The organism is Paenibacillus sp. FSL R10-2788, from assembly GCF_038003885.1.
Taxonomy (GTDB): domain Bacteria; phylum Bacillota; class Bacilli; order Paenibacillales; family Paenibacillaceae; genus Paenibacillus_AQ; species Paenibacillus_AQ odorifer.
Genome location: NZ_JBBOQA010000001.1, coordinates 1884798 through 1910438, shown reverse-complemented (window position 1 = coordinate 1910438; position 25641 = coordinate 1884798). Strand labels below are relative to the sequence as shown.

20 protein-coding genes are annotated in these 25641 nt (G+C 44.3%); 4 read left to right on the top strand and 16 right to left on the bottom strand.

The genetic code is table 11. The features are described from left to right. Positions 1–100 precede the first annotated feature (100 nt). A complete protein-coding gene (locus NSQ50_RS08285) occupies positions 101–1075 on the top strand; it encodes a DUF2161 family putative PD-(D/E)XK-type phosphodiesterase (RefSeq protein WP_254924650.1) in 975 nt (324 codons plus the stop codon). Between the two features lie 1078 nt (positions 1076–2153). On the opposite strand, the gene NSQ50_RS08280 is transcribed toward NSQ50_RS08285, so the two are convergent. Further along, positions 2154–3371: an aminotransferase-like domain-containing protein gene (locus tag NSQ50_RS08280; RefSeq protein ID WP_038569564.1), complete on the bottom strand. Its 1218-nt coding sequence runs from the start codon at positions 3369–3371 to the stop codon at positions 2154–2156. Positions 3372–3515: 144 nt separating this feature from the next. Then, positions 3516–4172: a response regulator transcription factor gene (locus NSQ50_RS08275; RefSeq protein WP_036684433.1), complete on the bottom strand. Its 657-nt coding sequence runs from the start codon at positions 4170–4172 to the stop codon at positions 3516–3518. Positions 4173–4456: 284 nt separating this feature from the next. On the opposite strand from NSQ50_RS08275, the gene NSQ50_RS08270 reads away from it, so the two are divergent. Both NSQ50_RS08270 and NSQ50_RS08265 read left to right on the top strand, forming a co-directional pair. Continuing rightward, positions 4457–4864 (top strand): hypothetical protein, encoded by a 408-nt coding sequence (locus NSQ50_RS08270; RefSeq protein ID WP_036684435.1) that lies wholly within the window; start codon positions 4457–4459, stop codon positions 4862–4864. Continuing rightward, the gene (locus tag NSQ50_RS08265) at positions 4861–5925 is read left to right on the top strand and encodes a phosphodiester glycosidase family protein (RefSeq protein WP_143758713.1); all 1065 of its coding nucleotides are present in this window, start codon (positions 4861–4863) and stop codon (positions 5923–5925) included. The genes NSQ50_RS08270 and NSQ50_RS08265 overlap by 4 nt, the downstream gene beginning before the upstream one ends. A gap of 346 nt (positions 5926–6271) precedes the next feature. On the opposite strand, the gene NSQ50_RS08260 is transcribed toward NSQ50_RS08265, so the two are convergent. The 8 genes from NSQ50_RS08260 to NSQ50_RS08225 all read right to left on the bottom strand — a co-directional run bounded on the left by NSQ50_RS08260 (position 6272) and on the right by NSQ50_RS08225 (position 15431). Continuing rightward, a complete protein-coding gene (locus tag NSQ50_RS08260; RefSeq protein ID WP_036684437.1) occupies positions 6272–6526 on the bottom strand; it encodes an AbrB/MazE/SpoVT family DNA-binding domain-containing protein in 255 nt (84 codons plus the stop codon). Between the two features lie 127 nt (positions 6527–6653). After that, complete coding sequence (trmL, locus tag NSQ50_RS08255) at positions 6654–7118, bottom strand: tRNA (uridine(34)/cytosine(34)/5-carboxymethylaminomethyluridine(34)-2'-O)-methyltransferase TrmL (RefSeq protein ID WP_036684439.1); 465 nt, start codon at positions 7116–7118, stop codon at positions 6654–6656. Positions 7119–7242: 124 nt separating this feature from the next. Next, positions 7243–8331: a 3-phosphoserine/phosphohydroxythreonine transaminase gene (gene serC / locus NSQ50_RS08250; RefSeq protein ID WP_038569561.1), complete on the bottom strand. Its 1089-nt coding sequence runs from the start codon at positions 8329–8331 to the stop codon at positions 7243–7245. A gap of 106 nt (positions 8332–8437) precedes the next feature. Continuing rightward, entirely contained in the window at positions 8438–9325 is an 888-nt protein-coding gene (locus NSQ50_RS08245; RefSeq protein ID WP_036684443.1) for a hypothetical protein, read from the bottom strand. A 111-nt stretch (positions 9326–9436) separates the two neighbouring features. After that, positions 9437–12175, bottom strand: a complete 2739-nt coding sequence (locus NSQ50_RS08240; RefSeq protein WP_076101589.1) for a GH36-type glycosyl hydrolase domain-containing protein — start codon at positions 12173–12175, stop codon at positions 9437–9439. Between the two features lie 29 nt (positions 12176–12204). Next, positions 12205–13041 carry a carbohydrate ABC transporter permease gene (locus NSQ50_RS08235; protein ID WP_036684447.1) on the bottom strand — a complete coding sequence of 279 codons (837 nt, stop codon included), beginning with the start codon at positions 13039–13041 and terminating at the stop codon, positions 12205–12207. Beyond that, entirely contained in the window at positions 13041–13934 is an 894-nt protein-coding gene (locus tag NSQ50_RS08230) for a carbohydrate ABC transporter permease (protein ID WP_036684449.1), read from the bottom strand. The genes NSQ50_RS08235 and NSQ50_RS08230 overlap by 1 nt, the downstream gene beginning before the upstream one ends. A 126-nt stretch (positions 13935–14060) precedes the next feature. Beyond that, the gene (locus NSQ50_RS08225) at positions 14061–15431 is read right to left on the bottom strand and encodes an ABC transporter substrate-binding protein (RefSeq protein WP_036684451.1); all 1371 of its coding nucleotides are present in this window, start codon (positions 15429–15431) and stop codon (positions 14061–14063) included. Positions 15432–15807: 376 nt separating this feature from the next. On the opposite strand from NSQ50_RS08225, the gene NSQ50_RS08220 reads away from it, so the two are divergent. Next, positions 15808–16842 (top strand): LacI family DNA-binding transcriptional regulator, encoded by a 1035-nt coding sequence (locus NSQ50_RS08220; protein WP_076101584.1) that lies wholly within the window; start codon positions 15808–15810, stop codon positions 16840–16842. Between the two features lie 660 nt (positions 16843–17502). Here NSQ50_RS08220 and glnA read toward each other — a convergent pair. From glnA to NSQ50_RS08190, 6 genes are all read right to left on the bottom strand, one after another. After that, positions 17503–18927, bottom strand: a complete 1425-nt coding sequence (gene glnA / locus NSQ50_RS08215; RefSeq protein WP_036684454.1) for a type I glutamate--ammonia ligase — start codon at positions 18925–18927, stop codon at positions 17503–17505. A 283-nt stretch (positions 18928–19210) separates the two neighbouring features. Then, complete coding sequence (gene aroF / locus NSQ50_RS08210; protein WP_036684456.1) at positions 19211–20257, bottom strand: 3-deoxy-7-phosphoheptulonate synthase; 1047 nt, start codon at positions 20255–20257, stop codon at positions 19211–19213. A gap of 263 nt (positions 20258–20520) precedes the next feature. After that, positions 20521–21477, bottom strand: coding sequence for a 4-hydroxy-3-methylbut-2-enyl diphosphate reductase (locus tag NSQ50_RS08205; protein WP_036684457.1), 957 nt, complete (start codon positions 21475–21477; stop codon positions 20521–20523). 59 nt (positions 21478–21536) lie between these two features. Next, on the bottom strand, positions 21537–22985 hold the full coding sequence (locus tag NSQ50_RS08200) for a sensor histidine kinase (protein ID WP_036684459.1): 1449 nt from the start codon (positions 22983–22985) through the stop codon (positions 21537–21539). A gap of 1 nt (position 22986) precedes the next feature. Then, positions 22987–23676, bottom strand: coding sequence for a response regulator transcription factor (locus tag NSQ50_RS08195; RefSeq protein WP_036684461.1), 690 nt, complete (start codon positions 23674–23676; stop codon positions 22987–22989). A 105-nt stretch (positions 23677–23781) separates the two neighbouring features. Next, positions 23782–25458, bottom strand: coding sequence for a S1C family serine protease (locus NSQ50_RS08190; protein ID WP_076141383.1), 1677 nt, complete (start codon positions 25456–25458; stop codon positions 23782–23784). Positions 25459–25641: the final 183 nt, after the last annotated feature.

Here is a 25641-nt window from a genome sequence, read left to right as displayed (position 1 = left end):
ATAGTTGACCTCTTTTTTACTGTGCTATAATAGAGAATCAGAAAATGGCTGTAAAACCTTATTGAGAAACCCGAAAATAAAGGCCTACGGGAGTGACAAGATGGCGGTACGACATGAAACGGAGCTGTACGCTCCTTTGAAGATTTTTTTTGAAAAGCAGGGTTACAGCATCAAAGGTGAGGTCCGGACCTGCGATTTGGTGGGGATTCGGGAGGACGTTGAGCATCCTCTGATCGTGGAGATGAAAAAATCATTCAATCTCGCCTTGCTGCTGCAAGGGGTAGAACGGTTGAAGCTCAGTCCCATCGTCTATCTCGCAGTGGAACGTGTCCGTGATAAAAAAGGTGCGGTGAACCAGCGCTGGGGCGAGCTTAGCGGGTTATGCCGCCGGCTCGGTCTTGGGTTGATCACCGTTATCTTTTATAAGACCAAAGCACCGCTGGTCGAGGTGCTTGTAGAGCCAGACGAGAAGCCGCCTGCGCAGCGCAGCAACAAGCGGCGGCGCGAGCGCCTGCTCTATGAGTTCCGCGAGCGCAGCGGAGACTACAACACCGGCGGCAGCACGCGCGTCAAGCTCGTGACGGCCTACCGTGAGAAAGCGCTGCGTGTCGCGCTTTCTCTGCAAGCAGCGGAGGCGGACGCCGCCGTCGCTGCGGAGAAGGCAGCTGCGAAGGCTTCGCTCGCAGCTGCCAAACGTTCAGCGGCGGGCACCGCTGAACAGGTTCCGGCGCTGAGCTCAGCGCCGGAGAGCCGTGCTGCCGGGGACGCGGCAGCACGGGAGGCAGCGGCGGCAGGCACGCGAAGCGGTGCCCCTAGCGCTGCCTCAAGCACGCTTCCAGCGGCCGTATTGGCCGCAGGAAGCGCTCCCCGCTCAGCCGGCATCACTCCGGCCGAGCTGCGGAAGCGTAGCGGCGTACCCACCGCCGCCGCTATGCTTCAGAACAACTACTACGGCTGGTTTCACCGGGTAAGCCGTGGGCGTTATACCCTAACCCCAGCCGGTCATGCGGCGCTGGTTGAATATGCCGCGATAACAAGCGGCGTACCCAATAACAGCAATCATCCCAGTAATTAGCTAACCTAACCTGGACAGTACATCAATCGAGCACCTCTTTTAGTCGGGTTCTAATCTTTTACCTCGGTTCTAATCATTTACTCAGACTTTAAACTTATTATTCTGATGCACACATAACATATTAAATAACGCCAAAAAGCATCCCAACTACGGGATGCTTTTTCGTATGTCTAATCTTATTTGAATCTTATCTCTGTACATTCCATGTTCTTATCTTACACATAACACATTAGTATCTGGTGCGTACCACGTTCTTACTATACTCATATCACATTTAGATTACATTTTTAATACACTAGTATCTCATCCGTATCATGTCTTATTTCACACATATCTCATGAGTATCTCATACGTATCACATTCAGACTGCATTCTTAACATACTAGAATCTCGTTCGTACCACGCTCTATCTCATACGTACCACATTCGTATTTCATTCTTACCGCGTGCGTAACTCGCTTTTCCCACGTTCGTAAATCACTCTCATCACATTAGTAACTCATTCATACCACGTTTGCATTTCACTCTTACCACGTTCATATCTCTGCGTACCTCATCCAGCTCTACTTGACTGTACTTAACTAACTTATTTACAATCTTCGAATACGAGCGCTATTTATTAATTACTATTTTCTCTACTCTTGCTTAAACATGCTACTCTTGCTGATTTATTCACATTAGAACCCCTATGCTACATTCAACATCCACTAATACTAAATCATTCAAAGCAAAATAAGCTTTAAAAACACCATTCCGAAAAAGGCACACTAAGTTATTAGGGAAATCCTCCCTAATATTCTTCGATTCACACGCTAAAAACCGCATTTTAGGGAATTACTCCCTGATTTTCGCCAGATTTACCCCTAAAACGGGGCATCCCTTGATTTTTTAGGGAGAAATTCCCTAAACAGTCCATTTTAGAGTTCAGATCGACCAGTTTTAGGGAGGATTTCCCTAATTAATCTCACATCACGCACTTCGTCTTGCCCGACTTGTAATTCTGTCCGTGTTTTAGCTCTAAGAGTGTCTTGTGTTTTCATCATTTCAATCATTTCACTCCCAACTTTCATTCCACTACCTAACTCCGTGCCGTGAACTCCTTAACCGCTTCGCTCATCAGGTTCATGCCAAGCAGCAGCTCATCCCGGCCGGGATGGCTGAAGTTAAGGCGAAGGTGATTGCTGACTCCATCTACACTACATAACGGACCCGGCAAAAAAGCCACTCCCTTACCTAGCGCACATTTGAGCAACGCCATAACATCCATTCCCTCTGGTGGTGAGACCCACAGGAACATGCCTCCTGACGGCAGATCATAGGAGCTGCCCTTCCAAGCAGGCCGCTTTAGCAGTTCTACCATAAGCTTCAGACGGGTGTTATACTCTCGATTCAGCTGCGCGATATGCTCACGCAGATCAAACGCAGACACATCCAATAAATGATGCAGCAGCCGCTGATTTAATGCGCTCGACTGCCAATCGGCCATCTGCTTAGCCGCAGACATCATTCTGATCAAGACTCGGCTGCCTGCCGCCCAGCCCGTCCGCAGCGCGGGCGCAACGGTCTTGCTGAACGAACCGATATAAAGCACATGTCCGCCATCGCTGATATTTTCCAGTGCATACAAAGACGGATATCTTTTGGCCTTGTGTTCACCCTGCTTCTGGAAGTGCAAATCCCCATAAGAATCATCTTCCACAATCAAGATGTTATATGCGATACATAAATCCAATACTGCGCGGCGTCTCTCCAAACTCCATAAAATGCCGCTTGGATTGGTAAAGCTAGGGGTTGCGAACAGCATTTTCGGCTTATGCAGCTCAATCTGGCTCCGCAAATGCTCCGGATCAAGCCCGTCCAAATCACCCTGTACAGGAATAATAACGGCCCCCTGCATCCGAAGAGTCTGCAAAAATCCTGGAGAGGTCGGATTTTCTACTAATACACGATCTCCTGGATCAATATACACCCGCGACAACAAATCAATGGCTTGCTGGCTACCCGTTGTTAGCAGAACTCCACCCTCAACAACATTTACCCCTTTTTCTTTAAGCCAATCCCCAGCAAGCCACTCCCGAAGGGGTCCGTACCCGGCAGGATCACCATATTGCAGTGCTCCCGCATCTGCTGAAATCACCGTAGATGCTGCTTCAGCAAGCAGTGACAATGGGAATAGTTCTTCCGCTGGTAATTCTTCAGCTAGCGATATCATGGAGCTTCTCCGTGTTTGGGTGCGGATACTAAGAAGCGATGACGACAACAATGTGTGTGCGCGAGCAGAAAATTCGTAAATCATGCGAAATCCCCCTTCCCTGTTACCAAGTAGAAACGGCTTCGTCATCCTCATCCAAGGACGGGATGGTTACCTATTCAACATGATATTCTTACTTCTACTCCAAGAATATTCCACCCCATACGTCATTATGTCGTAAAGCGTGGGTTAGGCGTAGATTTGCCTGTTTTGTCTTGAGAAGAGCGCGAATTTCTCAATCGCTTGTGCCCGGGTCGAAACATCGAGCTTTACATAGATTTTGCGCAAATAATTATCAATGGACCGACGGCTTACCGCAATTTCAAGCGCAATTTTATCGTAGGTAATCCCTTGAACGATTCGCTCCATGATAAACATCTCTGTCTCCGTCAGTTGCAGAACATCATCTAATCCTTTAAATGTCGAAATCGGCCAAGCTCCTTTTTCAATCCATTCCAACGGCATTGAAAGAAAACCCTCCCGTAAACCCAGGATCAGCTGTAAAAGCTGACGGGGAGAAGCTCCCTTCGAGAATATCCCGCTGGCTCCTAGTTCTACGAGGGGCTGAAGCAGTTCTCGCCCGTCTTCGTCTGTCATCACGACAAAATGTGAGTTTGGTGAGCTTTTTTTCATATTTAACAGCACACTCTCAATATTCCCCTCAGGCATATGATAATCTACTAGCACTAGCTCGGGATTTTTTTCCCTTACGATGGTAGCGCCTTCGTCCCAAGTGGAATACATTCCCAGAACCTTAAGCCCCTCTTCCTCTTCCAAAATCAATTTTGTCCCCAGCATACTTGTAGGATGACACCCCACAATGACCACCTGCCAAACCTTCATCATTAATGCCCTGACCCCCTGCTCTATATATAATCATCTAGAAAGGAAAGCGCCGCAGCGTTTCCGGTTAAAACGCAAGCAAGGCTGTATGATGACTTGTCTGTATAATCTCTAGCTGGTTACCTTGTGTACGTCTATCAGAATTCCAATCTATAGAAATTGTATCGCAGTAGTTTAATAGGATGCAATTACTTTTTCTAGTTTTCATACTCTCTTACATTTTTGCGAATCTTGTCAAAGTCTGATAGAATGGGGACTTGAAAAAAAGACCAACCCGAGGTGATAAAATGCAACCGCTAGCGGAAACGTCCCCGGTACGCTCGCGCTCTACTACTGCGAGAAACGGCCCTTCCGTAAAATGGTTTTTACTGTTCTGGATTATGATGATCGGACTCGGCGTATATGCTGTATACAGCTACACGAACCATCTGAAGCAACAAGTGCTAACCGAACTTAGTACTCAGAGCCAGCAGCAGCTTACCGTTTTGAAGACCGACTATGAAGCAAAAATTGCCGTTCTCTCTGAAGAAGTGAAGGAATTGCAGAATACAGTGCAAAGCTTTAACGAACTATTAACCTTCACTAAAGATAATGCTAGTGCCAAGACAGATAACAGCAACAAGCTATATACGCAATTGAGTGAGGTAAGCAAACAGTTAGAAGCTTTGAAGAAAGAAATGGATCTGATCAAATGATGACGCCAGTCAAAAGAGTAAATCGCTTCTTCATGCTTCTAACTGCACCGTTCATAGGCTTGTTTATATGTATGTCGTGGTATCGACCACCGCTACAGCTAGACCTTGATGTAGGACAATTCTCACCAAGCTCTGGGCCAGTGAATGAAACAGCTTCCTTAAAAAAAGAGCTGACTCTGGCAGAGGCCTCCGCAGCTTACACCATTGATGCTGTCAGCGCTAGTGCCAAGCTATATAAAGAGACTACCACTACGATGAATAAGCTGGTCGAAACAGCAAAGACTCAGGCGAACCGGCCTGAACTGATCTATAACCGCAGGATTTCAGCCAAGCTTGGTATACCTTCAGAGATTGTTACCAGCGACCGTATAAGAGTTGAGTTATATCGATTGAATCCAGGAAACTACAAAGCTTATGCGTTGAAAATCAAATTGAAGGACCCGACCGCTATGAAGATGAGCTTGGCGGAGACAGCCTCCGGTGCGGAAACTACTATGCATGCCGTACAGCGTAATGGTGCCATTGCTGGTATTAATGCGGGCGGCTTTGCAGATCAATCCGGAAAACGTTATCCCTTAAGCACAACTGTAGTGGATGGAAAGTATTTATACGGTTTTGAGCCAACGTACAAGGACCTAAGTTTTGTTGGGCTGAACAAATCCGGGCAATTAATCGGCGGGAAATTCTACAGTCGCGCACAATTAGATCAGCTAGATCCGGTATTCGGCGCCACCTTTGTGCCTGTCCTCCTTAAAAACAACATTAAAACACCCATACCCGAAAAGTGGAAAACATCCCCTAATCGGGCACCACGTACCGTGATCGGCAAATATAAAGATGATCAGATCCTGCTTTTTGTAGCAGATGGATATAATGAGTATGGCAGCTCTGGTGCACAGCTGGAGGAGATTCAGAACAAATTATCGAATATGGGCCTCGTAGATGCTTATAATTTAGATGGTGGTGGCTCTTCCTCATTGATCTTTAACGGAAGAGTTATCAATAAACCATCCGATGGAAATCTAAGAGCTGTGCCAACGAATTTCCTGTTTTTTAAATAATATAGTAAATTGTCTATGTAACATATCACATTTGCGTTTATTTTTATTAAATTGCAGGTTATAATCTTGATAACGAATACATTCGCTATTGGAGGTGCCAGTATGTCGTTCTCATTAACCTTTTGGATCGTAATGTTCGTATTTGTGTTATTTACGGTCGGCATCCTTACCTCATCTTACAACGACGACAAAACAAAAGGCCTATAAAGCCGATATGTCCCTGCACCCACTTGGTGCGGGGGCATTTTTCGTATACATAAAAAAACTGCCCCCAAGTAGAAGAGTTCTACGAAGAGGACAGTTTTTTTATAAGCTCTTGGCTGTCAAAATTCAAAATATGTACTTCTTAGGCATGTCTTGGCAATTGAGTCATTTCCGAAAGGCATGCAGAACAAATATAACGATCTTTATATTCGCTTACACCATCCATTGATCCACAGAAAACACATTTTGGACGGTAACGCTCCAAGATGATATGGTCACCCTGTACCAAAATTTCAACCGGGTCGCCTTCATTCATCTGATACCTTTTACGCAGGGACTTAGGCAGAACAATTCTACCCAACTGATCCACTTTGCGAACTACACCAGCAGGTTTCATAACTAACGTACACCTCTCCTGTTCAAGAAAAATTATTTAGTAGCTACTACTTATTTCGGCTCTTTCAATATATTTCGTTACCTAATTGTCGAATCCTGCTGAAAAAAATAAAAAATTTGTCTTTTTTTTAAATAAGATTAGGAAAATCCAATTGTCGAAGCGCCTCGTACACAATAATAGCTGCCGAATTGGATAAATTCAGAGATCTCACAGCATCACTCATTGGCATGCGCATTTTTGTTTCTTTACCTGCTTCTAGAATCTCTGCAGAAAGCCCCTTCGTTTCCTTGCCAAAAACAAAAAAATCGCCATCTTGGAACTCAAAGTCACTGTATCTTTTCTCTGCTTTCGTCGTTGCGTAAAAGAAACGCCCCTCGTTATATTTCTCCAAAACCTCAGCAAAGGAGTCGTGATATTCAATAGTAACAGCATGCCAATAGTCTAATCCTGCTCTTTTTAATGTAGCATCGTCTGTACGGAATCCGAGTGGACGAACCAAGTGAAGATGAGTGCCTGTAGCGGCGCAAGTACGCGCAATGTTGCCAGTATTGGCCGGAATTTCCGGCTCGACTAATACGATATGGAGTGCCATTATATGGTTCCTTCCTCTCTAAAGGCTTAATAGCCAGATGTTTTACTCTAGTGCCTAACCATAGCTTCTCCAAACAAACTGAAAACCTTCCACCAAGAAGGCGGAAGGTTATAGATAGAATTCATTAACCTTGAGTTTGCCGGAAATGGTTCATGAAATCGGACAGTGCTTTTACACTTTCGTAAGGAACAGCATTGTAGATGGAAGCACGCAAGCCCCCAACACTGCGGTGACCCTTTAAGCCGACAAAACCTTCCAGTTCAGCAGCTTTGACAAACTGCTTTTCGAGTTCTTCTGATTGCATCCGGAAGGTAACGTTCATAATAGAGCGGCTGCCTTGTTCTGCAACGCCACGGTAGAAACCGTCACTTCCATCGATGTGATCATATAACAGACCCGATTTTTCAAGGTTCTTGGAATGGATGCCAGCTAAGCCGCCTTGCTCCTCAATCCATTTTAATACTTCGTTCACCATATATACAGAGAAAGATGGAGGTGTATTGTAAAGAGAGTTATTCTTATAATGAGTGCTGTAACGCATGATCGTAGGAATGTTAGAAGGTGATTCTGCAAGCAATTCTTCTTTCGCGATAACTACAGTCACGCCTGAAGGTCCAAGGTTCTTTTGTGCTCCGGCATAGATCATTCCGAATTGGTTCACATCGATTGGACGGCAAAGTATATCACTAGACATATCCGCGATTAACGGAATCGAGCCTGCATCCGGAAATTCTGCATATTGCGTTCCTTCAATGGTCTCGTTGGAAGTAACATGAAGGTAAGCAGCATTCTCCGCAGCTTTGATCGAACTTAATTCAGGTATAGCCAAGAATTTCTTATCTTCGGAAGAAGCAGCAACATGAGCGCCTCCTACCAATTTGGCTTCTTTATAAGCTTTATCTGCCCAGCTACCTGTCATTACATAGCTACCTACTTGGCCTTCGGAAACCAAGTTCATAGGGATCATTGCAAACTGTGTGCTTGCTCCGCCTTGTACGAACAATACCTTATAGCCCTTCGGATTGCCGAGGAGCGAAAGCAGACGTTCCTGCGCTTCATTATGCACGGATTCGTAAATTGCACCACGGTGCGACATCTCCATGATAGACATTCCACTTTCCCGGAAATCAACAAACTCCGCTTGTGCGCGTTCCAGTACCGTAAGCGGCAATGCTGCCGGTCCGGCATTAAAATTGTATGCTCTCTTATTCAAAACTGCTCCCCACCCTTTCTCTCCTATCAATATGGATATGGTTATGATAGCAATATTCTCCCGCACCAGCAAGTATAATTATTCACATAAAAGGTTAAAACGGTACTCATTTCGCAGTGAAAAACCGGTAAGATCGGCGCCAGCTCTTGCTTTGACGCGGTAAAAGACTAATGTTCACAAATACTTCAGGAGAGACTACATGACCTTCTCCCCACAGGGCCATACGTTCTACTGGAAAGTCCCCACTCTCTCGCACGCCCGTTCCACTAGGCTTATGAACCAACTCCCAGGTGAACTCATTTTCCTGACCTTCCCAACCGCTCAACTTGCAATAAAAGGGTTTATCCGGTTCCTTTGACCAAGTAAGAGTATTCCCGGATACCTCTAGCAATTCTTTCGTATAGGAGGATTCTGGTTCTACTACCTTGAGTTCCCTCGGAAGACGCAGTTCAAAATCCTGCCCAATATTCAACCCATCGATTCCGATGAAATTGTGAATATATTCCTCCGTATGGAAAGGCTTTTGACCTTTGTTATGCAATTCATATGCAATTGTTAATTGATCCCCCTGTAAAGAAATCGTTTTGGTTAGCTGCACAGCATATCCGTTGCTTTCCATTGGGTGGATCGTATATGTGACAGCATCATTCCCTGCTTCGACATCCTTACTAAAAGAGGTTAAGGGGAACTCCTCATTGAAGCTGTATAATGGGGAATTTCCTTTTTGTAACAATCCGACTCCGATTTTTGGAAACCAGCCTCCGATTGGTGCTTCATCATATCCAATTGCCCGGGAAATGCCAAACTCATTACAAAGCCCCTTGCCTCCAGTTCCTTCGCCTGGCTTCAAGCTTTCCGGCACACAAAACGTATGTTTCCCCTCTTCTAATGTCACCTGTGTAATAAATCCTGTCCAGTCAAAACGAGTGCCCTTATACTCTCCGATATCAGCGATATCGACAGTTAATATGCCATTTGACAGTCTGCAACCCATACCTAACGCGCCCTTTCGTTCATTGTTACAATGAATAAATATTCATTATTGAAAAAAACGTCTGCAGCCGCTATGAATAACGGTGCAGACGTCTTAAAATATCGTATAAAGCTACGCCAATGTCACTTCAATCAAGTGGCATTTCTCTGTCTGCAGAGAGAGCAACTCTTCACGCGGAATAATCGCACTTCCTGAGCCGCGCTGCAGCGTCACCTCGCTGCCATTCAGGGTAACAGAGTGTATTTGGTACTCCCCGTAGTTTAAGCTTCCTGTGGCTTTATAGACCACTTCAAACTCGCGATCCGCGAAGATTGTCTTAATAGAGGCCTTTCCCTCGGAATCAAACTGCTCTTTAACAAGCTTCGGTTCCAACAAAAGATCACCTAGCTTACCTTTTACACCAAATACTTCAGTAACCATAGTTAACAGCAGCCAGCTTGCTGATCCTGTTAAATACGTATACATCCCTCTGCCTTGCTCGTTAATATACTCAGGAATTCCTGGGTATATGCGGGCTTTTGCAAAGTCAGTACTTAAGCTATACAGAGATTCTAGTACTTTATGTCCTTCTTTCACATATCCGCGTTTATACAACGCATTGCCATACATGATGGTCATGTGACTGAACATAGCACCGTTCTCTTTATGTCCAAAGGCAAAGCCAAAGGCACGACCCAGATTTTGCTGGATCCCGCCGAAACGGGAATTAAGTCTGTACCCAATTTTGTCATCCAGTAGATTACGATCCACGGCGGCAATGATATGCGGAATTTGCTCTGGTGCAGCTGCATGGCCCATCAGCGGGAATACTTGACCCGTAAGCGTCATTCGAACGCCTTCTGCGAATTCCCCTTCCACTTGTTCTCCATCATTATTATAATAACCGTTAAACCAGCCTCCACCGTGTTCACTTTCCACCCACTCATTGCGGCGCAAGTGATTAAAGATCCACTCTGCTTTTTGTTCCAGATCGTCCGCTACTGTCTCTATGTCGAGTGCTACACGAATACCGCTGACTTTGTTCGGAGCGGCAGCATAATATTGATTAAGTCTTTCATGCTTGCCTGATACAGATTCATAATCCACTTGCTCACCAAGCGAATCTAGCAATAGTTTCATTTCTTCTGCCAATTCAACTGTCTCTTGCCCTTTAGAAGTCTTTAGCGTACGCAGCACACGAGAAATATCCAATAAGTTACTTGCGTAGAATGCTGTGAAAGCTACACTCTCACCCCGGTCTGCGCCCATATCAAGACCATCATTCCAGTCTGCGCCCTCCAGCAGGATATTATTGTGCTCTCCAACATTAAAGAACGGAACCAGATTTTGCAGCAGGATATGCTCCAGAATCGTACCTTTATAAACCTCACCAGAAGTAGTTCTGAGATCACTTCCCAGCGAGGTATCCCATGAATTATCGCGTTCCTTACAGCGACTCATAAAGGTATCGCGGAAATACGTCTGTTCCTGCAATAAGAAATCAAGATCACCACTCTGATCCAGATATAACATAGTCGTTAAGAACGGCCAAGCTCCATGATCCATCCACACCCGCGGGATGTTGTTACGGTCGGCAATAAATTCACCAGGCTGTTGACCGATAATAGTGGCATTACTACCATCTATTCTTACCCCGGCGTAGTTGTTCAGCAGTAAGCTGCGTACTTCAGCCGGTTCCATAATAAGGAGTGCTAGACAATCCTGCCAAAGATCCCGCCAGCCACGTCCGCCTCTTCCATAATCATGATAAGGCAAGAAGGAGTTACCATAAAGTCTTCTCAGCACGGGTTGAATCGTAACCCATTTCATCCATTGGTCAGCATCTGAATCACCGGTATGAAATTCTACCATATTCACTTTATCTGCCCAGAAGGCTTTAGTTTCCTCAAGCAAATGATCAAAAGCTTCAGATGTACCATATTTGTTCATCAAGGCATCCACGTCAATTCTCTCATTATGGATCGCCATAACTACTATATAAGAATGGCTGTCACCAGGAGACAGATTAAGCGCCTCGTAACGAAGACCCCCGATAGCCTCATATCCCTCTCTTTGTACACCTCCACCCTTGCCAATCTCCGGCGTGTTGTTCAGGATAACAGCTTCTGGCCAATCCAGACTTCCACCTTCTCCAATGAACTCCTCCTGCACTGGAAAGAAACCAGCAGGTTGACTGCCGTCACCCTCTGCACCAAATACTCCATAAGAAGTGTGATTGATGCGGTGTCCCCGCTCATCAAAGGAGAGCGCAGGCTGAACCTCAACACCATAAGGTGAAGTATAGATCCGGTTAAGCAAAGAGGTTACATGCCTATGATCGCGCAGATCATCTGCCGAACGCGCGTAGATCGGAACTACCGCTGTCGGTGTCAGCGTAATAGCCTCTGCTATTGTATTCGTCAACGTAACCTTCATTAGTTCGACCTTATCATTACCGCTTGGCACAAAGCTGGTGATTTCAGCTTTAACACCCATCTCTGCGTTACAACGCGTTACGCGTTGCCACAGGAAACCAGCCTCTAGTACTGCTTCATCAGTAGACGATGTATAGAAATCGGCATTTTGCTTAGCGGAGTTCCCCACTGCCGACCAAGCTCCCTTGCCTTCTACGTATACCCAGAAGTTACGGGAAGCCCGCAAATTATGCAAATCTTCAACAGATAATGGCGGTGTCAAAAATGTATTATGACCTGTGGTAACCTGACCATGAAGTTTTGGAGTTACCGTCGACATCATTCCCCCTTCATTCACTAGAGGGAAATATAGAAAACTGCTGCGATCCGGTTGCTGAAGCCTGAATTCCCCATCATTTCCGGTGAATTCGAAGCCATGAATTTTATTACGATCCATTCTCTCCATCCTCTCATTTACACAACTACTTAAGCTTTAACCGCACCTGCCAATGCACCGTCAACGATATACTTTTGAATGAAGGTGTATAGGATGATAAGCGGTGCAGATACGATCATGATCCCGCACGCCAACATAGGCCAGTTGTTCCCGTATTGACCGCGGAATTCTTTAAGCCCGAAGGTGATTGGATAGTTTTCTGGACTCGGTAAATACATGACCGGCCCCACGAAGTCATTCCAGATACTAATTGCTGTTAGAATAACACCTGTAGCAATTACTGGTTTCATAAGTGGCATGATGATCTGGAACAAATAACGCATATATCCAGCGCCATCCATACCTGCTGCTTCATCCATCTCCCGGCTAATTCCTTTGATGTAACCTACAAACATCATGAACACGATACCCGTTCCGCCTGTTTTAAGGAGAATGTAACCCAGCTTCGTGTCATAACCTACAAATCCTAGCTCCTGTTTCATGGTAAGCATCAGCTTGAACTGTGCGACCATTGGATTCGGCAGGAACTGAGACATCAAGAAGAACAAATAAATAAATCCGCTCCACTTCACATAATTTCTCGCCACCGGGAAGGCCCCGAATAACGAAACAATTAGGGTCAGCACTGTTGCCACAGCTGTATACAGCAGACTGTTTAAGAAATAATTAGAGAAATTACCCTGTAGCCAAGCTTCTTTATAATTATCCCATTGAATACTTTTTACGAGACCGATAGGATCTAACAGATATTCTGTAAAGGACTTGAATGAAATATTGATTACAAATAACAACGGCATGATATACAAAACAAGCAACACTGCAATCAGAATATAAGAGAGAGTTTTGGCGGTTTTGGAATCCTTCATTAATATTCCACCTCTCTCTTACGCATTTGTTTCACTGCAAATACTACAAACACCAGAATCATAAGGAACTGAACCACGGAAAGCGCGGAAGGAAGTCCCATCTGTAGAGAACCACGGAACGTCTCTTTATAAACGTCATATGCCATCGTTCTTGTGTTAAAGCGACCGTCCGTAGTTGCGAGAATAATATCAAAGGTGGACATCGCACCGATAATAGACAAAATAATGTTAATCGTAAAGGATGGAGCGATAAGTGGGAATGTGATATTTTTAAAAGATTGCCACTTCGTAGTTCCGTCTATATATCCAGCCTCATACAAATCTTTCGGTACGGATTGTAGTCCCGCAAGGAAAATCAGCATCGAATAACCCATATACATCCAAATTTGCGTAAATATAATATAACCGAACGCATGAGTGAAGCTTCCAAAGAACATATCTTTATAACCGAACAAAGAATCATACAGTTGGTTAACCGGACCACTCAGCGGATCGAACATCATGCCCCATACCAGTGCAACTACCGCTACACCAAGCACAACCGGTAAAAAGAATACCGCGCGATAGAAATAATCGCCTTTCAGCTTCTGATTGATAACTACGGCCATAAGCAGACCGACACCGTTCTGTACAATGGTTACAATGACCATGAAATAAATAGTACGTATAATGGAATCCCAACGCTCGCCTGAATTTCCTGAGTAAAATACATCATAATAATTGTCAAGGCCTACAAAACTCATCTTGCTTCCAGGAACGTTAGTGATATCTGTAAATGAATAGATAACCGTCATCATAGATGGGCCAAAATAGAAAATTACATACAATGATAATGGAATCATTAGCAGCAGAAGCGGTATATATCGTTTAATACCTTTCCCGAACGGATACATTTCTCTCACCTACCCAATCCTAATTCAATAAAATGATCGGGGCCTGCACAAAACAGACCCCGAAGTTGTAAAACATGTTTGGTGTACAGTATGTTGTAGATTCTTTTTATTTATCGGGATAGCTACTTATTTAGGTGCTGCTGCTTCCCATTCTTTTTGTTGTACATCTGCAAGCTCTTTAGCGGTTTTAAACTCGCCGCCTGGTGCCAAATATTCAGTGTGAACGCCTTCAGCTGCAATGTGCTCACCAACGTTATCACGGTTAATCATCATAATTTCATAAGCAAGTTCGAAATCTCCAGTCATGTATGGAGCAAGTTCTTTGTCAATAAAGTCACTTTCAGTGGCAATATTGTCTTGTGTAGGCAAGAATCCAGCTGCTTTAACATATTCTGTGTAGTTTTCTGGTTCAGAGAAGAATTCCAGCCATTTCAAAGCGCCTTCTTTGTTCGGGCCTTTTTCTGCTGCATACCAAGTTACATCGTATTTACCGACAAGAGAATTATTCTTAGCAGCATCTTCTGTAGCTGGGATTGGGAAGTAACCAAATTTCACATCTGGATTTGCTGCCGCGATCGTAGGAGCATCCCAAGTTCCGTCAGCAATCATAGCTGCTTTTCCTGTTGCGAAAAACGAAGGTGCTGTTGCATAGTCGATACCCAAGAAACCGTCGATGATGTAGTTATCTTGAAGCGTCTTCATTTTCTCCAATACTTCTACAGCCTCAGCATCGTTAAACGCCGAAGTTCCCTTCCAAACCCCTTCAATCCATTGTTGTTGGTTGCCGCCACCCAGAATCTTGGCTTGCAAACCGAACACTGGCAATTTCAAAGGCCATACATCCTTACCAGCCACTACGATTGGAACAATACTCTTTGCTTTCAATGTATCTAGAACACTAATGAACTCTGTCCAAGTTGTAGGTACAGTCAGCCCGTTTTGTTCAAAAATTTCTTTATTATAGAAGAATCCTGACATCGCTACTTTACCGGTTGGGATTGCATACACTTTATCTTTATAAGTGCCGGCTTTAGCAATATCATTCGCATTGTAGTTTTTAACGAAAGCTTCGCCGCTCAGATCAGCAATCAGTCCGGAATCAATCCATTGTTGCCAGTCTGGCACTTTCGCACCTGGTGTCCAATCTTTCGGAGACAATCTCATACCGGATAGATCGGCAAGTACATCTACGTCACCAGCTGTAATTCTTGCTCTTTGTGCTTGTTTGAATTCATCATCCGGACCAGTGGTTGTGTACTCCACTTTGTATTCCGGATATTTTTCTTCAAACTTTTTATTAATTTCTGTAATGACCTTGTTAATATTCTCTTGTTTCCAGTGTAAGATCTTAATCACTTTCTTATCACCAGATGCAGGCTTGTTTGTTCCGCTGCCCGGAGTAGCCTCACCATTCGCGTTGTTATTGCCGCTTCCACATGCTGCTAATGAGAGCACTAGCGCTGAGCTCAACAATACCGCAGAAAGCTTCTTTACCATTTTGTTACCCCCCAGATAATTTGTTATGACCCTTTAACGAAACCACATGCTAATTTCTGAAAATCACGAAACAGTAAGGATGATATCACAGAAAGCGGTTTCGGTATTTTCATTATTGCATCGTTATTTGTCTTTGTAAAGTCTTTTTTCATTGTTCATTTTTGAACGTTTTTTGAACCAATCATTCAAAAAAACCTTTAATATCAAGCATAATCCTAGTTTAAGAGTAAACATTCCATTGACTATAATCTTATTGAACTATAAAATAAGTAACGAAACTATTTCGTAAATCATAAATTCAAGTCATAAAAAAATAGCCTTGAGTAGATTTTAAACATATATTACGGAACATTTTTCACTATAAGGGGGACTTAATTTGGCCTACAGCATCAAAGATATAGCGAAAATTGCTGGAGTTTCTGTTTCGACAGTATCCAAAATCATTAATAACTACAGTGATATTTCGGAAGATACCAAGACAAGGGTTCAACAAATTATAAAAGAAACTGGATATACCCCCTCCAATTCAGCTAAAACATTGGCTACGAAATCGTCCAATCTAATCGGAGTGATTTTTGCCGGAATGCTGAATGTCGACTTTACCCACCCTTTTTTCATCGAGGTGCTAAATTCATTTAAAAAACAAATGGGACTACTAGGTTACGACCTTATCTTTTTTTCCAATGAAAAATTCCAAAGTGGCGATACTAACGATTATCTTGCCCGTTGTCAGCATTTTAATGTAGATGGGTGTGTGCTTCTATCCGGACAGGAGCTAGAAACCTCTATCAGCGAATTAGACAACAGTGCAATTCCATGTATCGGCGTAGATTTAAAACTAACGGGTGACAACTCTGGCTTTATCATGTCGGATAATTTCAAAATGTCCTCCAAAGTGGTAGAACACTTTTATTTACTGGGCTATCGAGAGCTTGGCTACATCGGCAGTTCCTCAGATTCAGACATCTCCAATATGCGCGAAAGTGGTTATCGCAAAGCTCTTGAAGATTTGGGGCTGCCTATTAACGAGAATTGGTTCTTAAACGGAAGTAACTTCTTTGAGGCCAGTGGGTATGAGACGATGCGTAGAATGATTGAGAATGGAAATTTACCTAGAGCGATCTTCGCAGCGTCCGATCAGCTTGCTATAGGGGCGATGCGTGCCCTTAAAGAGGCTTCTATCGCTGTTCCTGAAACTGTTGCAATTATTGGCTGTGATGATATTGAGGCCTGCAATTATACAACACCCCTATTGACTACCATCCGCCAAAATAAAGATAAGATCGGTCGCCTAGCAGCACTAATGCTGTATGATCTAATAAACAACCAATCAGGTACGAGTTCTTTCAGCGTAGAACCAGAGCTTATCATTAGAGAGTCCTGCGGCGCTCCTGAACGGGGGCTAGTGTAGCCTTTCTCGGAGAATACACGAATAGCAAAAAGGGGCTGTCCCAAGCAGCCATTTTATGGCTTGGTGACAGCCTTTTTATGTTTCTTAACACTACTTGATGCCCAAATGGATTCAAGGGCGTACCTAGTGCACTCCAAATGATGCAATAAGTGAAGTACTTATAAAATAATTGGGGAATTTCTCCCTAAAAATCAGAGATTTCTGTTCATCGGACTTATAATTAGGGAAAACTTCCCTGAATTTTGGCCTATTCAGTAACTAATAAAGAAATCACCCTGATTATTAGGGAGGAATTCCCTGATTTCGTTCATTTAGAGCAAATATCGGCTATTTTTAGGGAGTTTTTCCCTAATTAGTTTAAATCCACTTTGTACATCACATAAACACAGAACGCATATCGCTCACCGTACATAGTCCAGCGTCACAGATACCACAAATCATATACTGCAAGCCGAACGGAAATCACACCTAACAGTCACCTACCGCCCACCCCAATAACATAGAACACTACTCATGGCTTAGAACACTATGCGTGGCACACATTCATAAGGTACAATAAAATCCATTACTTTCCCAATTCAAAAAAAGAAGCTGCCTCCAAGTAGAATCACTACTTTTGAGACAGCTTCTTTTATTATAAAGATTATAATAGCAGGAATCTTATAGATCGAAGTACAGGGCATATTCATGTGGATGAACACGAATCGCTACCTCTTGTGCTTCAGAACGTTTCAGAGCAATATAGTTATCGATGAAGTCCTTAGTAAATACGTCGCCTTCTGTTAGGAACTCGTAATCAGCTTCCAAAGAATCAAGCGCTTCGCTCAGGCTGCCTGGAACGCTGCGGATTTTTTCTTTATCTGCATCAGACAATTCATAGATGTTCTTATCAAGAGGACCATAACCCAGTTCTTGCGGGTTGATCTTGTTCTTGATTCCGTCCAGACCTGCCATCAGCATTGCGGAGAATGCCAAGTAAGGGTTAGCCGTGGAATCCGGTGTACGGAATTCGATACGACAGCCTTTTGGTGTCACAGCTGCTACTGGGATACGAACTGCTGCAGAACGATTTCCTTTGGAGTAAACCAAGTTAACCGGTGCTTCGTAGCCAGGAACCAGACGCTTAAAGGAGTTGGTGCTTGGGTTAGTCAAAGCGATCAATGCTGGTGCATGGTACAAAATACCACCGATATAATGAAGAGCCATTTCGCTCAGGTTAGCATAAGCGCCTTTTTCATAGAACAAAGGAGTATCTCCGTCAAAGATCGATTGATGCACGTGCATTCCGCTACCGTTATCACCAAACAGCGGTTTTGGCATGAAGGTTGCTACCTTGCCATACTGACGTGCAGTGTTTTGTACAATATATTTATAAGTCATGAGATTATCAGCAGTTTTCTTCAAGGTATCAAAACGGAAGTTAATTTCCGCTTGACCTGCAGTGGCTACTTCATGGTGATGACGTTCAATGCGTAGTCCAACTTCAGCAAGCAGACGGCACATCTCACTACGGATATCCTGTTGGGAGTCAACTGGCGCTACAGGAACATATCCACCTTTAACGCCAACTTTAAATGCCAAGTTGCCGCCCTCTTCTTTACGACCCGTATTCCAAGCCGCTTCTTCAGAATCTACGAAGAATGAGGATCTGTTCATGCCACTTTCGTAACGAACATCGTCAAAGATAAAGAATTCTGATTCAGGTGCGAAGAATGCAGATGTACCTACTCCGCTTTTTTGCAGGAATTCTTCTGCTTTCACAGCAATACCGCGAGGATCGCGCTCATAACGTTCGCCATCAGGAGTGAAAATGTCGCACATCACGTTCAGCGTTGGATGAGCTGTAAACGGATCTATGAACACACTATTCGGATCAGGCATCATAACCATGTCTGATTCTTCAATACCACGGAAACCTTTGATGGAAGAACCGTCGAATGCTACCCCATTTACAAAAGTTTCATCTTCCACTTCAGAAGCTGGCAGAGAGATGTGGTGGGCACGACCACCTAAATCTACGAATCGAAAATCTACCCACTCGATATTGTTCTCTTTAATTGTTTGCAACACTTTTTCAACCGACATGAATTTTTCCTCCCCCAAGTTCCGAACATTAGGCCGCTCACAGTATGCAAATGTTCTTGTTTTAATTTTTTTTGCTGTCGTAATTATAAATCTCATACCTAACATCGTCAATGCTTATGTCAGGTATTTCTTTCAGCAATGTAAGATATTCTAACGCTTTCGTGAAATCTGTTATTTTCGCATATTTTGATGTCACATTTATTTTATTCAACTCCAAAAAAACCCTCTTTTCCCACTAGGTCGCGGGTTAAGAGGGCTTCCGAGGAAGCTCTTAGATTGAATTTTATAGCGCCGAAACCGTTTCTGGCGAAGTAGAAAACTTACGTCCAACAATTGGAGCCAGCTTTTCCAGATCTTTAAGCAGGTTATCAAACTGATCAGGGAATAACGATTGAACACCATCACCTGTCATGGAATTGTCCGGATCTGTGTGCATTTCGATAATTAGCCCGTTTGCACCAGCAGCAACAGAAGCTTTGGCCATAGGCTCAACTAACTCACGACGACCGGTTCCGTGACTTGGGTCAGAGATTACTGGAAGATGGCTTAAGCTTTGTAGAACTGGAATAGCCGATAGATCCAGTGTGTTACGAGTGTAGGTCTCAAATGTGCGAATACCGCGCTCACAGAGCATTACATCCTTATTACCGCCTGCCAAAATGTACTCCGCTGCATTGAGCAACTCATCATAGGTCGCACTGAAGCCACGTTTTAGAAGAACAGGTCTGCCACAGGTACCCAGCTTGCGCAGCAAATCAAAGTTCTGCATATTCCGTGTACCCACCTGCAGAATATCCGCATGCTCCGCACAGATATCAACATACTCCGGTGTCATAACCTCTGTAATCGTCAACAGGCCATGACGCTTTCCTGCTTCAGCCATCATAGTCAAACCTTCCACACCTACGCCTTGGAAGCTGTACGGTCCTGTGCGGGGCTTAAACGCGCCTCCACGAAGTACCTGAGCACCAGACGCTTTAACAAGCCGGGCGATCTCATCAATCTGCTCTGGAGACTCAACGGCGCAAGGTCCGCCCATGATCACCAGGTTTTCTCCACCAATCTTCACACCCTTGATATCAATAATCGTATCCTCAGGATGGAAATCCCGGCTGGCCAGCTTGTAGGATTTGGAGATCTTCACGACGTTCTCTACACCCTTCATTTGCCGCAAATGCTCGGCGAGCTTAGGAGTGACGCCTCCCACTAAACCTATCACCGTGTGATCTGCTCCTCTGGAGAGATGCACCTGCAAACCTTCTTTTTCGATTACGGCAATTATATCTTTAACCTGCTCTTCCGGTGTTTGATTTGATGTAATGACGATCATATTTATAACTCCCTCTCTACACTTAAAATTTATAATAATTCCGCTAGATAATATTGCGCTACGACGCGTGTTCGCTTTTATGCTTTTATGCTTTTAATCACTAAAGCAATTCTACCTCAAAAAGCGATTATAGTCAATCTATATTCTAGATTCCTATGCTGGAAGCGTTCTTTCGATAAAAAAGAGCACTTAACCTCGACTGACGAAGTTAAGCGCTCTTGTTGCAGCGTTCATAATATATAAGTCGAGCCTAGCCCATTACATTAAGTAGTACTTGCACTCTTATTCTTAACCGGTGGCAGCAGCTTCGCCATATTCACTGTACGTTTGATCTCCCACGTCTCCGGATTAGCCGAATCATACTGATCTAAGTAGTTAATCACTTCTTTGGTGATAGGTGTAGGTGTGGACGCGCCAGAAGTGACCCCGACGATATTTACACCCTCTAGCCATTCTGTTTGGAGTTCAGACACATCAGAAATACGATGGGCAGGAACCCCAGCGATTTCTTCCGACACCTGTGCCAGACGATTAGAGTTGTTGCTTCGCGGATCACCGACAACAATCACCAGATCACATTGCCCTGCTTGTTCCGCTACAGCCTCTTGACGTACCTGGGTAGCCATACATATCTCATTATGCACTTCAGCACCTGGGAAGGTCTCCAGAAGCTTTTTCATGATATGTTTAATATCCCACTGGCTCATAGTAGTCTGATTCGTAATGACGATACGTGAAGAAGGGATGGATAACGTAGCAATCTCATCTTCTTTTTCAATCAGATGCACATGCTCAGGGGCAATACCCACAGCACCCTCTGGTTCCGGATGGCCTTTTTTGCCGATATAAATGACCTCATAACCATCATCTACTTTTTCCTGAATAAGATCGTGGGTCTTCGTGACATCAGGACAGGTGGCGTCGACCGTAGTCAGACCCTTGTCCCTTGCCATCTTGCGCACCTCAGGAGAAACCCCGTGTGCAGTGAATATAACAGTCCCACTATCCACTTTATCCAGAATATCCAGACGATTATGTCCGTCCAAAGTAATAATGCCATCATCTTCGAACGAATTCGTGACATGACTGTTATGAACAATCATACCCAGTATATAAATCGGCCGGGGAAGATCGAGATTTTGCGCAGCCTGCCGTGCCATAACCATTGCATCGACAACTCCGTAACAATATCCCCGGGGAGAGATTTTAATGACTTCCATGAGTTCACCAGCTTTCTGCTTTCATTGACCTCTGTAATAGGACACTTCTAAATTATACCCTATTCCAGCGGCGGAGCAAAGAGAAGCGGCAACCAGATGACAAAAGTAGTACCCTCACCTTGGCGTGTAACAACCTCCACAGACCCACCATGCTCGTCAATAATCCACTTAGCAATGGATAGACCAAGCCCAATCCCTTCCGTAATTCCACGCGATTCATCCGCACGATAGAAACGATCGAAGATATATGGAACCTCATCTTTATCCATACCAATACCTGTATCAGTGATCCGAATACCAACCTGATTCTGATAGAAAAGGGTATCCAAACTCACGATGCCAGAAGGCGTGTACTTAAAGGCATTATCAATAAAAATAAAGAGCATTTGCTGTAGATAATCTTTATTCCCAACTATATATTTGCCGTTTAAGACTGACATATCACCTGTAACCCACTCGGCTTGACGCGGCAGGAAAGAGGCGCGGCGCGCAATCTCATTCATCATCGGTTCCAGTGCCACGGGCTCTATATCAAAAGTACGTCCAGTATCCGCACGCGCGAGCGAGAGCATATCCGCGACCAAGCGGCTCATACGCTTAGACTCGTCTGCGATATCCTGCACCGATTCAAGCGATAGCTGGCGAATCTCAGCTTCACTCATCTTCCCTTCTCCGGGTTCCATCTCCCAAACCTTTTGCAGCAGATCAATATTTCCGCGAATCGTAGTGAGCGGTGTCCGAAGCTCGTGTGAAGCATCTGAAACGAAACGGCGCTGAGCCGCATACGAATCCTCCAGCTCTGTGTAGAATCCTTCCATACGCCCAAGCATACTGTTAACGGTCTCAATAAGTCTTCCTATCTCGTCTGGCGGCCCATCGTATTCAATACGCGAGCTTAAATCATTCCCCGTCTGAATCCCATTCGCAGCTTCAATTACTTTGCCGATTGGACTCATGGATTTGCGCGCTAGGAACAAGCCGAAGGTAAATGCCGCGATCAGGGTAGCAAAAGAACCTACGAGCAGGATAGTTTTTAAACGCTCCAAGAGCTTATTCTGTTCACCTACATAGGTAGCCACTTGTAACACAGCAGCAGGATTATTTTTATAATTTTCCAATAGAATTGGCCGTTCATAAATCAGAAATTGATTGCCTTCAATTACAACATTACGAAATCCCTGTACAATTTTATCCCGCTCGGGATAATCAAATGCAAGATTACCATTTCTCATGTTTGTCGTTCGCTGCATAACCTTAGTATCATAAACATAGATCTGTGTATACGTATTAGAATTCTCAGGAGTTCTGACCCCATCCATCATTAGTTCACCGCTGTATAAATTGATACTGAAAAATGGAATGGTCTGCTCAGCTTGCACCTGGAGGCGATTCTTCAAGTCCCCATAAGTATTAAAATAAACAAAACCGTAAATTGCGGCTGATAAGGCCAGCAGCATAACGGCCAAAATCCCTGAATACCAAGCAGTCAGCCGCAATCTTATAGACATGTTAGTTGTCACCTCTTAGAATGTAACCGGCACCCCGGATCGTTTGAATGAGGCGTTTACCGCCATGCTCCTCCGTCTTTTGACGTAGCATAGCTATGTATACCTCAAGCACATTAGATTCACCGCTATAATCATAACCCCATATTTTATCCATGATCAGATCCCGTGAAAGCACACGTTTCGGATTTTGCATAAAAAGATGAAGCAGCTCAAACTCCTTCGCTGTTAGCTCCAGTCTTTTACCGGCACGGGTAACCTCACGTGAATCCACATCCAGCGTAATATCTTCATAAGAAACCGCTTGCTCTCCACCTTCACTTTGCTCACTCTTACGCCGAAGCAGCGCACGTACACGTGCAAGCAGTTCTTCCAAGGCAAAAGGTTTAACCAGATAATCGTCCGCGCCCAGATCAAGCCCTTTCACACGGTGCTCAATTTCATCCTTCGCGGTAAGCATGAGAACAGGTACATTACTGCCCCCTTCCCGCAGGCGGCGACATACTTCAAAGCCATCCACCTGAGGCATCATTACATCCAAAATTACCACATCCGGATCACTGCTCAAGATCGCCCGTAATCCATCCGCTCCATTCACCGCTGTTTTCACATCGTAACCTTCAAAAGCTAAACCTCTACGCAGCATAGAAATAATCTTTTCGTCATCATCAATAATTAGAATATTCGGTCGCATCAAGCAGCCCCCATTGTTCAGTTCTTTTTATATATTGTAGCAGTTTACATCACAATTAGACAAAAACGGAAGGGTCGCCCCTTCCGTGTGACTTACCGTCCGGTATTATTGCTGCTGACTTTGTTGTGTAGTCGTTGTATCAAAATCATTTTTGTTACCGATGGTAACTGAAAGATCCATGGTTTTACCGTCGCGCACAACATTTAATGTTACTTTATCACCAACTTTTAACGTTTGAATGAAAGTAATCAGATCTTGGTTGGTTGCATACTTCGTTCCATTCGCACCGGTAATGATATCGTAAGGGCGCAGATCAGCGGTATACGCTGGGGATTTATAGATGATATCTGCAACCACAGAACCTTCTTTAATATCCGTACCCATTTGCTTAGCAACCTCATCTGTAATCGTCATAAGAGTTGCACCAATGAAAGGTACCGGCTCTTTCGGAATGGCTTGGTTGGCTTCCAGTTTATCTACGACTTCTTTAATCGTATTCACAGCGATTGCGAAACCAATACCTTGAGAATCCGTGCTGACGGCTACGTTCATCCCGATTACCTGTCCATTCATGTTGAGCAACGGCCCACCTGAGTTACCCGGGTTGATAGAAGCATCGGTTTGCAGCAGATTTTTGTAATTACGAGTTCCACTGCCATCTTCTTCGTTAATATCAATACTGCGTCCTTTTGCACTAAGAACACCGGAAGTTACAGTATGGTCGAAGCCTTGTGGGTTACCGATAGCAACCACTTCTGAACCTACCTTTATGCTATCCGAATCTCCAAGTGCTACGGTAGGGAAATCACTATCTCCTTCAATTTTAAGCACAGCCAAATCCAGATCTTTGCTAGAACCTAGCAGCTTCGCTTCATAAGGCTTGGTTACGCCATCCACGGTGACTTGGATTACATCAGCATTGTCAATTACGTGCTGGTTGGTCAAAATATAGCCGGATTTCTCATAAATGAAGCCTGTTCCAATTCCATAAGGGATAAGCTGTGATGAAGAATCCGATCCTGATTTGGAATCCTGTTCATTTTGTGAAGAACCATTTCCACTGTATTGATCCCCGAAGAAAAATTGTGAGAAGGGATCACTCAGATTCGGGCTGGATGAGCTTCCATTACGCGAATTAGTTTTCACTAATGTCTCAATCTTAACGACTGCTGGTCCCACTGCATCAACAACACCTGTCACATCACGAGATCCAGTCACCAAGGATGTAGTAGAAGTAGAAGGCGCAACACCTGCACTCTCGCCCGTTGTCTTCGCCGTTCCATTCGTTCCGGAGCTAGTAGCAACCGTTGTAGCTGTATCTCCCGTAAACCAGTTACCTCTGTCTGCCATATACATTGAGCCCGAGAGAACGACCATACCGGCTAGGAATGATACCAGCACTGTTTTTAACGAGCTTTTTGGTTTTTTATTATATTGCCAGCCGCCGCCACCTTCAGAACCGCCACCGCCATTTCCTCCGCGGCCACCACCATTACCATCATAGCCAGTGGTACGAAGTGATGTGTTATATGGTAAGGGCTTTACAGGCTGTGGAGGTGTAACCTCGACCCGTTCTGGCTCCATCCGATTGTAGTGCTGCGCGCCTCCGTCAGCGTTATTCTCATCTTTGTTCAAAGATTTAAAAGGTCCGTAAGAATAGTAGTAGGATGATGATCCTGTTTCAGATGAAGTATTATTATTGCTGCTATTGTTATTATTGTCCCATTCCCGATCTGGTGCTGGTCCATTGTCGCGATTGAAGTTGTTTTTGTTATCGTCCATGTTTATCTTTCCTCCTGCTTCCTGTCGCCGTGACAAGGATTAATTTGTTTTCATGTTCTTATTTTGTACTTTAAACCTTAAGGTCACATTAAAAACAATTTAAGCGCAGATAAAAGATATAGGCAAATGGGAGGAGATTATACAGGGAAGCAGAAAAAAGAAGCTCGGGCGCGAAAAAGGTCG

What these genes read in the sequence shown, in the direction of transcription:
- NSQ50_RS08285 (WP_254924650.1), top strand. Translation starts at nt 101, where the DNA reads ATGGCGGTACGACATGAAACGGAGCTGTACGCTCCTTTGAAGATTTTT.
- NSQ50_RS08280 (WP_038569564.1), bottom strand. Translation starts at nt 3,371, where the DNA reads ATGATTTACGAATTTTCTGCTCGCGCACACACATTGTTGTCGTCATCG.
- NSQ50_RS08275 (WP_036684433.1), bottom strand. Translation starts at nt 4,172, where the DNA reads ATGATGAAGGTTTGGCAGGTGGTCATTGTGGGGTGTCATCCTACAAGT.
- NSQ50_RS08270 (WP_036684435.1), top strand. Translation starts at nt 4,457, where the DNA reads ATGCAACCGCTAGCGGAAACGTCCCCGGTACGCTCGCGCTCTACTACT.
- NSQ50_RS08265 (WP_143758713.1), top strand. Translation starts at nt 4,861, where the DNA reads ATGATGACGCCAGTCAAAAGAGTAAATCGCTTCTTCATGCTTCTAACT.
- NSQ50_RS08260 (WP_036684437.1), bottom strand. Translation starts at nt 6,526, where the DNA reads ATGAAACCTGCTGGTGTAGTTCGCAAAGTGGATCAGTTGGGTAGAATT.
- trmL (WP_036684439.1), bottom strand. Translation starts at nt 7,118, where the DNA reads ATGGCACTCCATATCGTATTAGTCGAGCCGGAAATTCCGGCCAATACT.
- NSQ50_RS08245 (WP_036684443.1), bottom strand. Translation starts at nt 9,325, where the DNA reads ATGGGTTGCAGACTGTCAAATGGCATATTAACTGTCGATATCGCTGAT.
- NSQ50_RS08240 (WP_076101589.1), bottom strand. Translation starts at nt 12,175, where the DNA reads ATGGATCGTAATAAAATTCATGGCTTCGAATTCACCGGAAATGATGGG.
- NSQ50_RS08235 (WP_036684447.1), bottom strand. Translation starts at nt 13,041, where the DNA reads ATGAAGGATTCCAAAACCGCCAAAACTCTCTCTTATATTCTGATTGCA.
- NSQ50_RS08230 (WP_036684449.1), bottom strand. Translation starts at nt 13,934, where the DNA reads ATGTATCCGTTCGGGAAAGGTATTAAACGATATATACCGCTTCTGCTG.
- NSQ50_RS08225 (WP_036684451.1), bottom strand. Translation starts at nt 15,431, where the DNA reads ATGGTAAAGAAGCTTTCTGCGGTATTGTTGAGCTCAGCGCTAGTGCTC.
- glnA (WP_036684454.1), bottom strand. Translation starts at nt 18,927, where the DNA reads ATGTCGGTTGAAAAAGTGTTGCAAACAATTAAAGAGAACAATATCGAG.
- aroF (WP_036684456.1), bottom strand. Translation starts at nt 20,257, where the DNA reads ATGATCGTCATTACATCAAATCAAACACCGGAAGAGCAGGTTAAAGAT.
- NSQ50_RS08205 (WP_036684457.1), bottom strand. Translation starts at nt 21,477, where the DNA reads ATGGAAGTCATTAAAATCTCTCCCCGGGGATATTGTTACGGAGTTGTC.
- NSQ50_RS08200 (WP_036684459.1), bottom strand. Translation starts at nt 22,985, where the DNA reads ATGTCTATAAGATTGCGGCTGACTGCTTGGTATTCAGGGATTTTGGCC.
- NSQ50_RS08195 (WP_036684461.1), bottom strand. Translation starts at nt 23,676, where the DNA reads ATGCGACCGAATATTCTAATTATTGATGATGACGAAAAGATTATTTCT.
- NSQ50_RS08190 (WP_076141383.1), bottom strand. Translation starts at nt 25,458, where the DNA reads ATGGACGATAACAAAAACAACTTCAATCGCGACAATGGACCAGCACCA.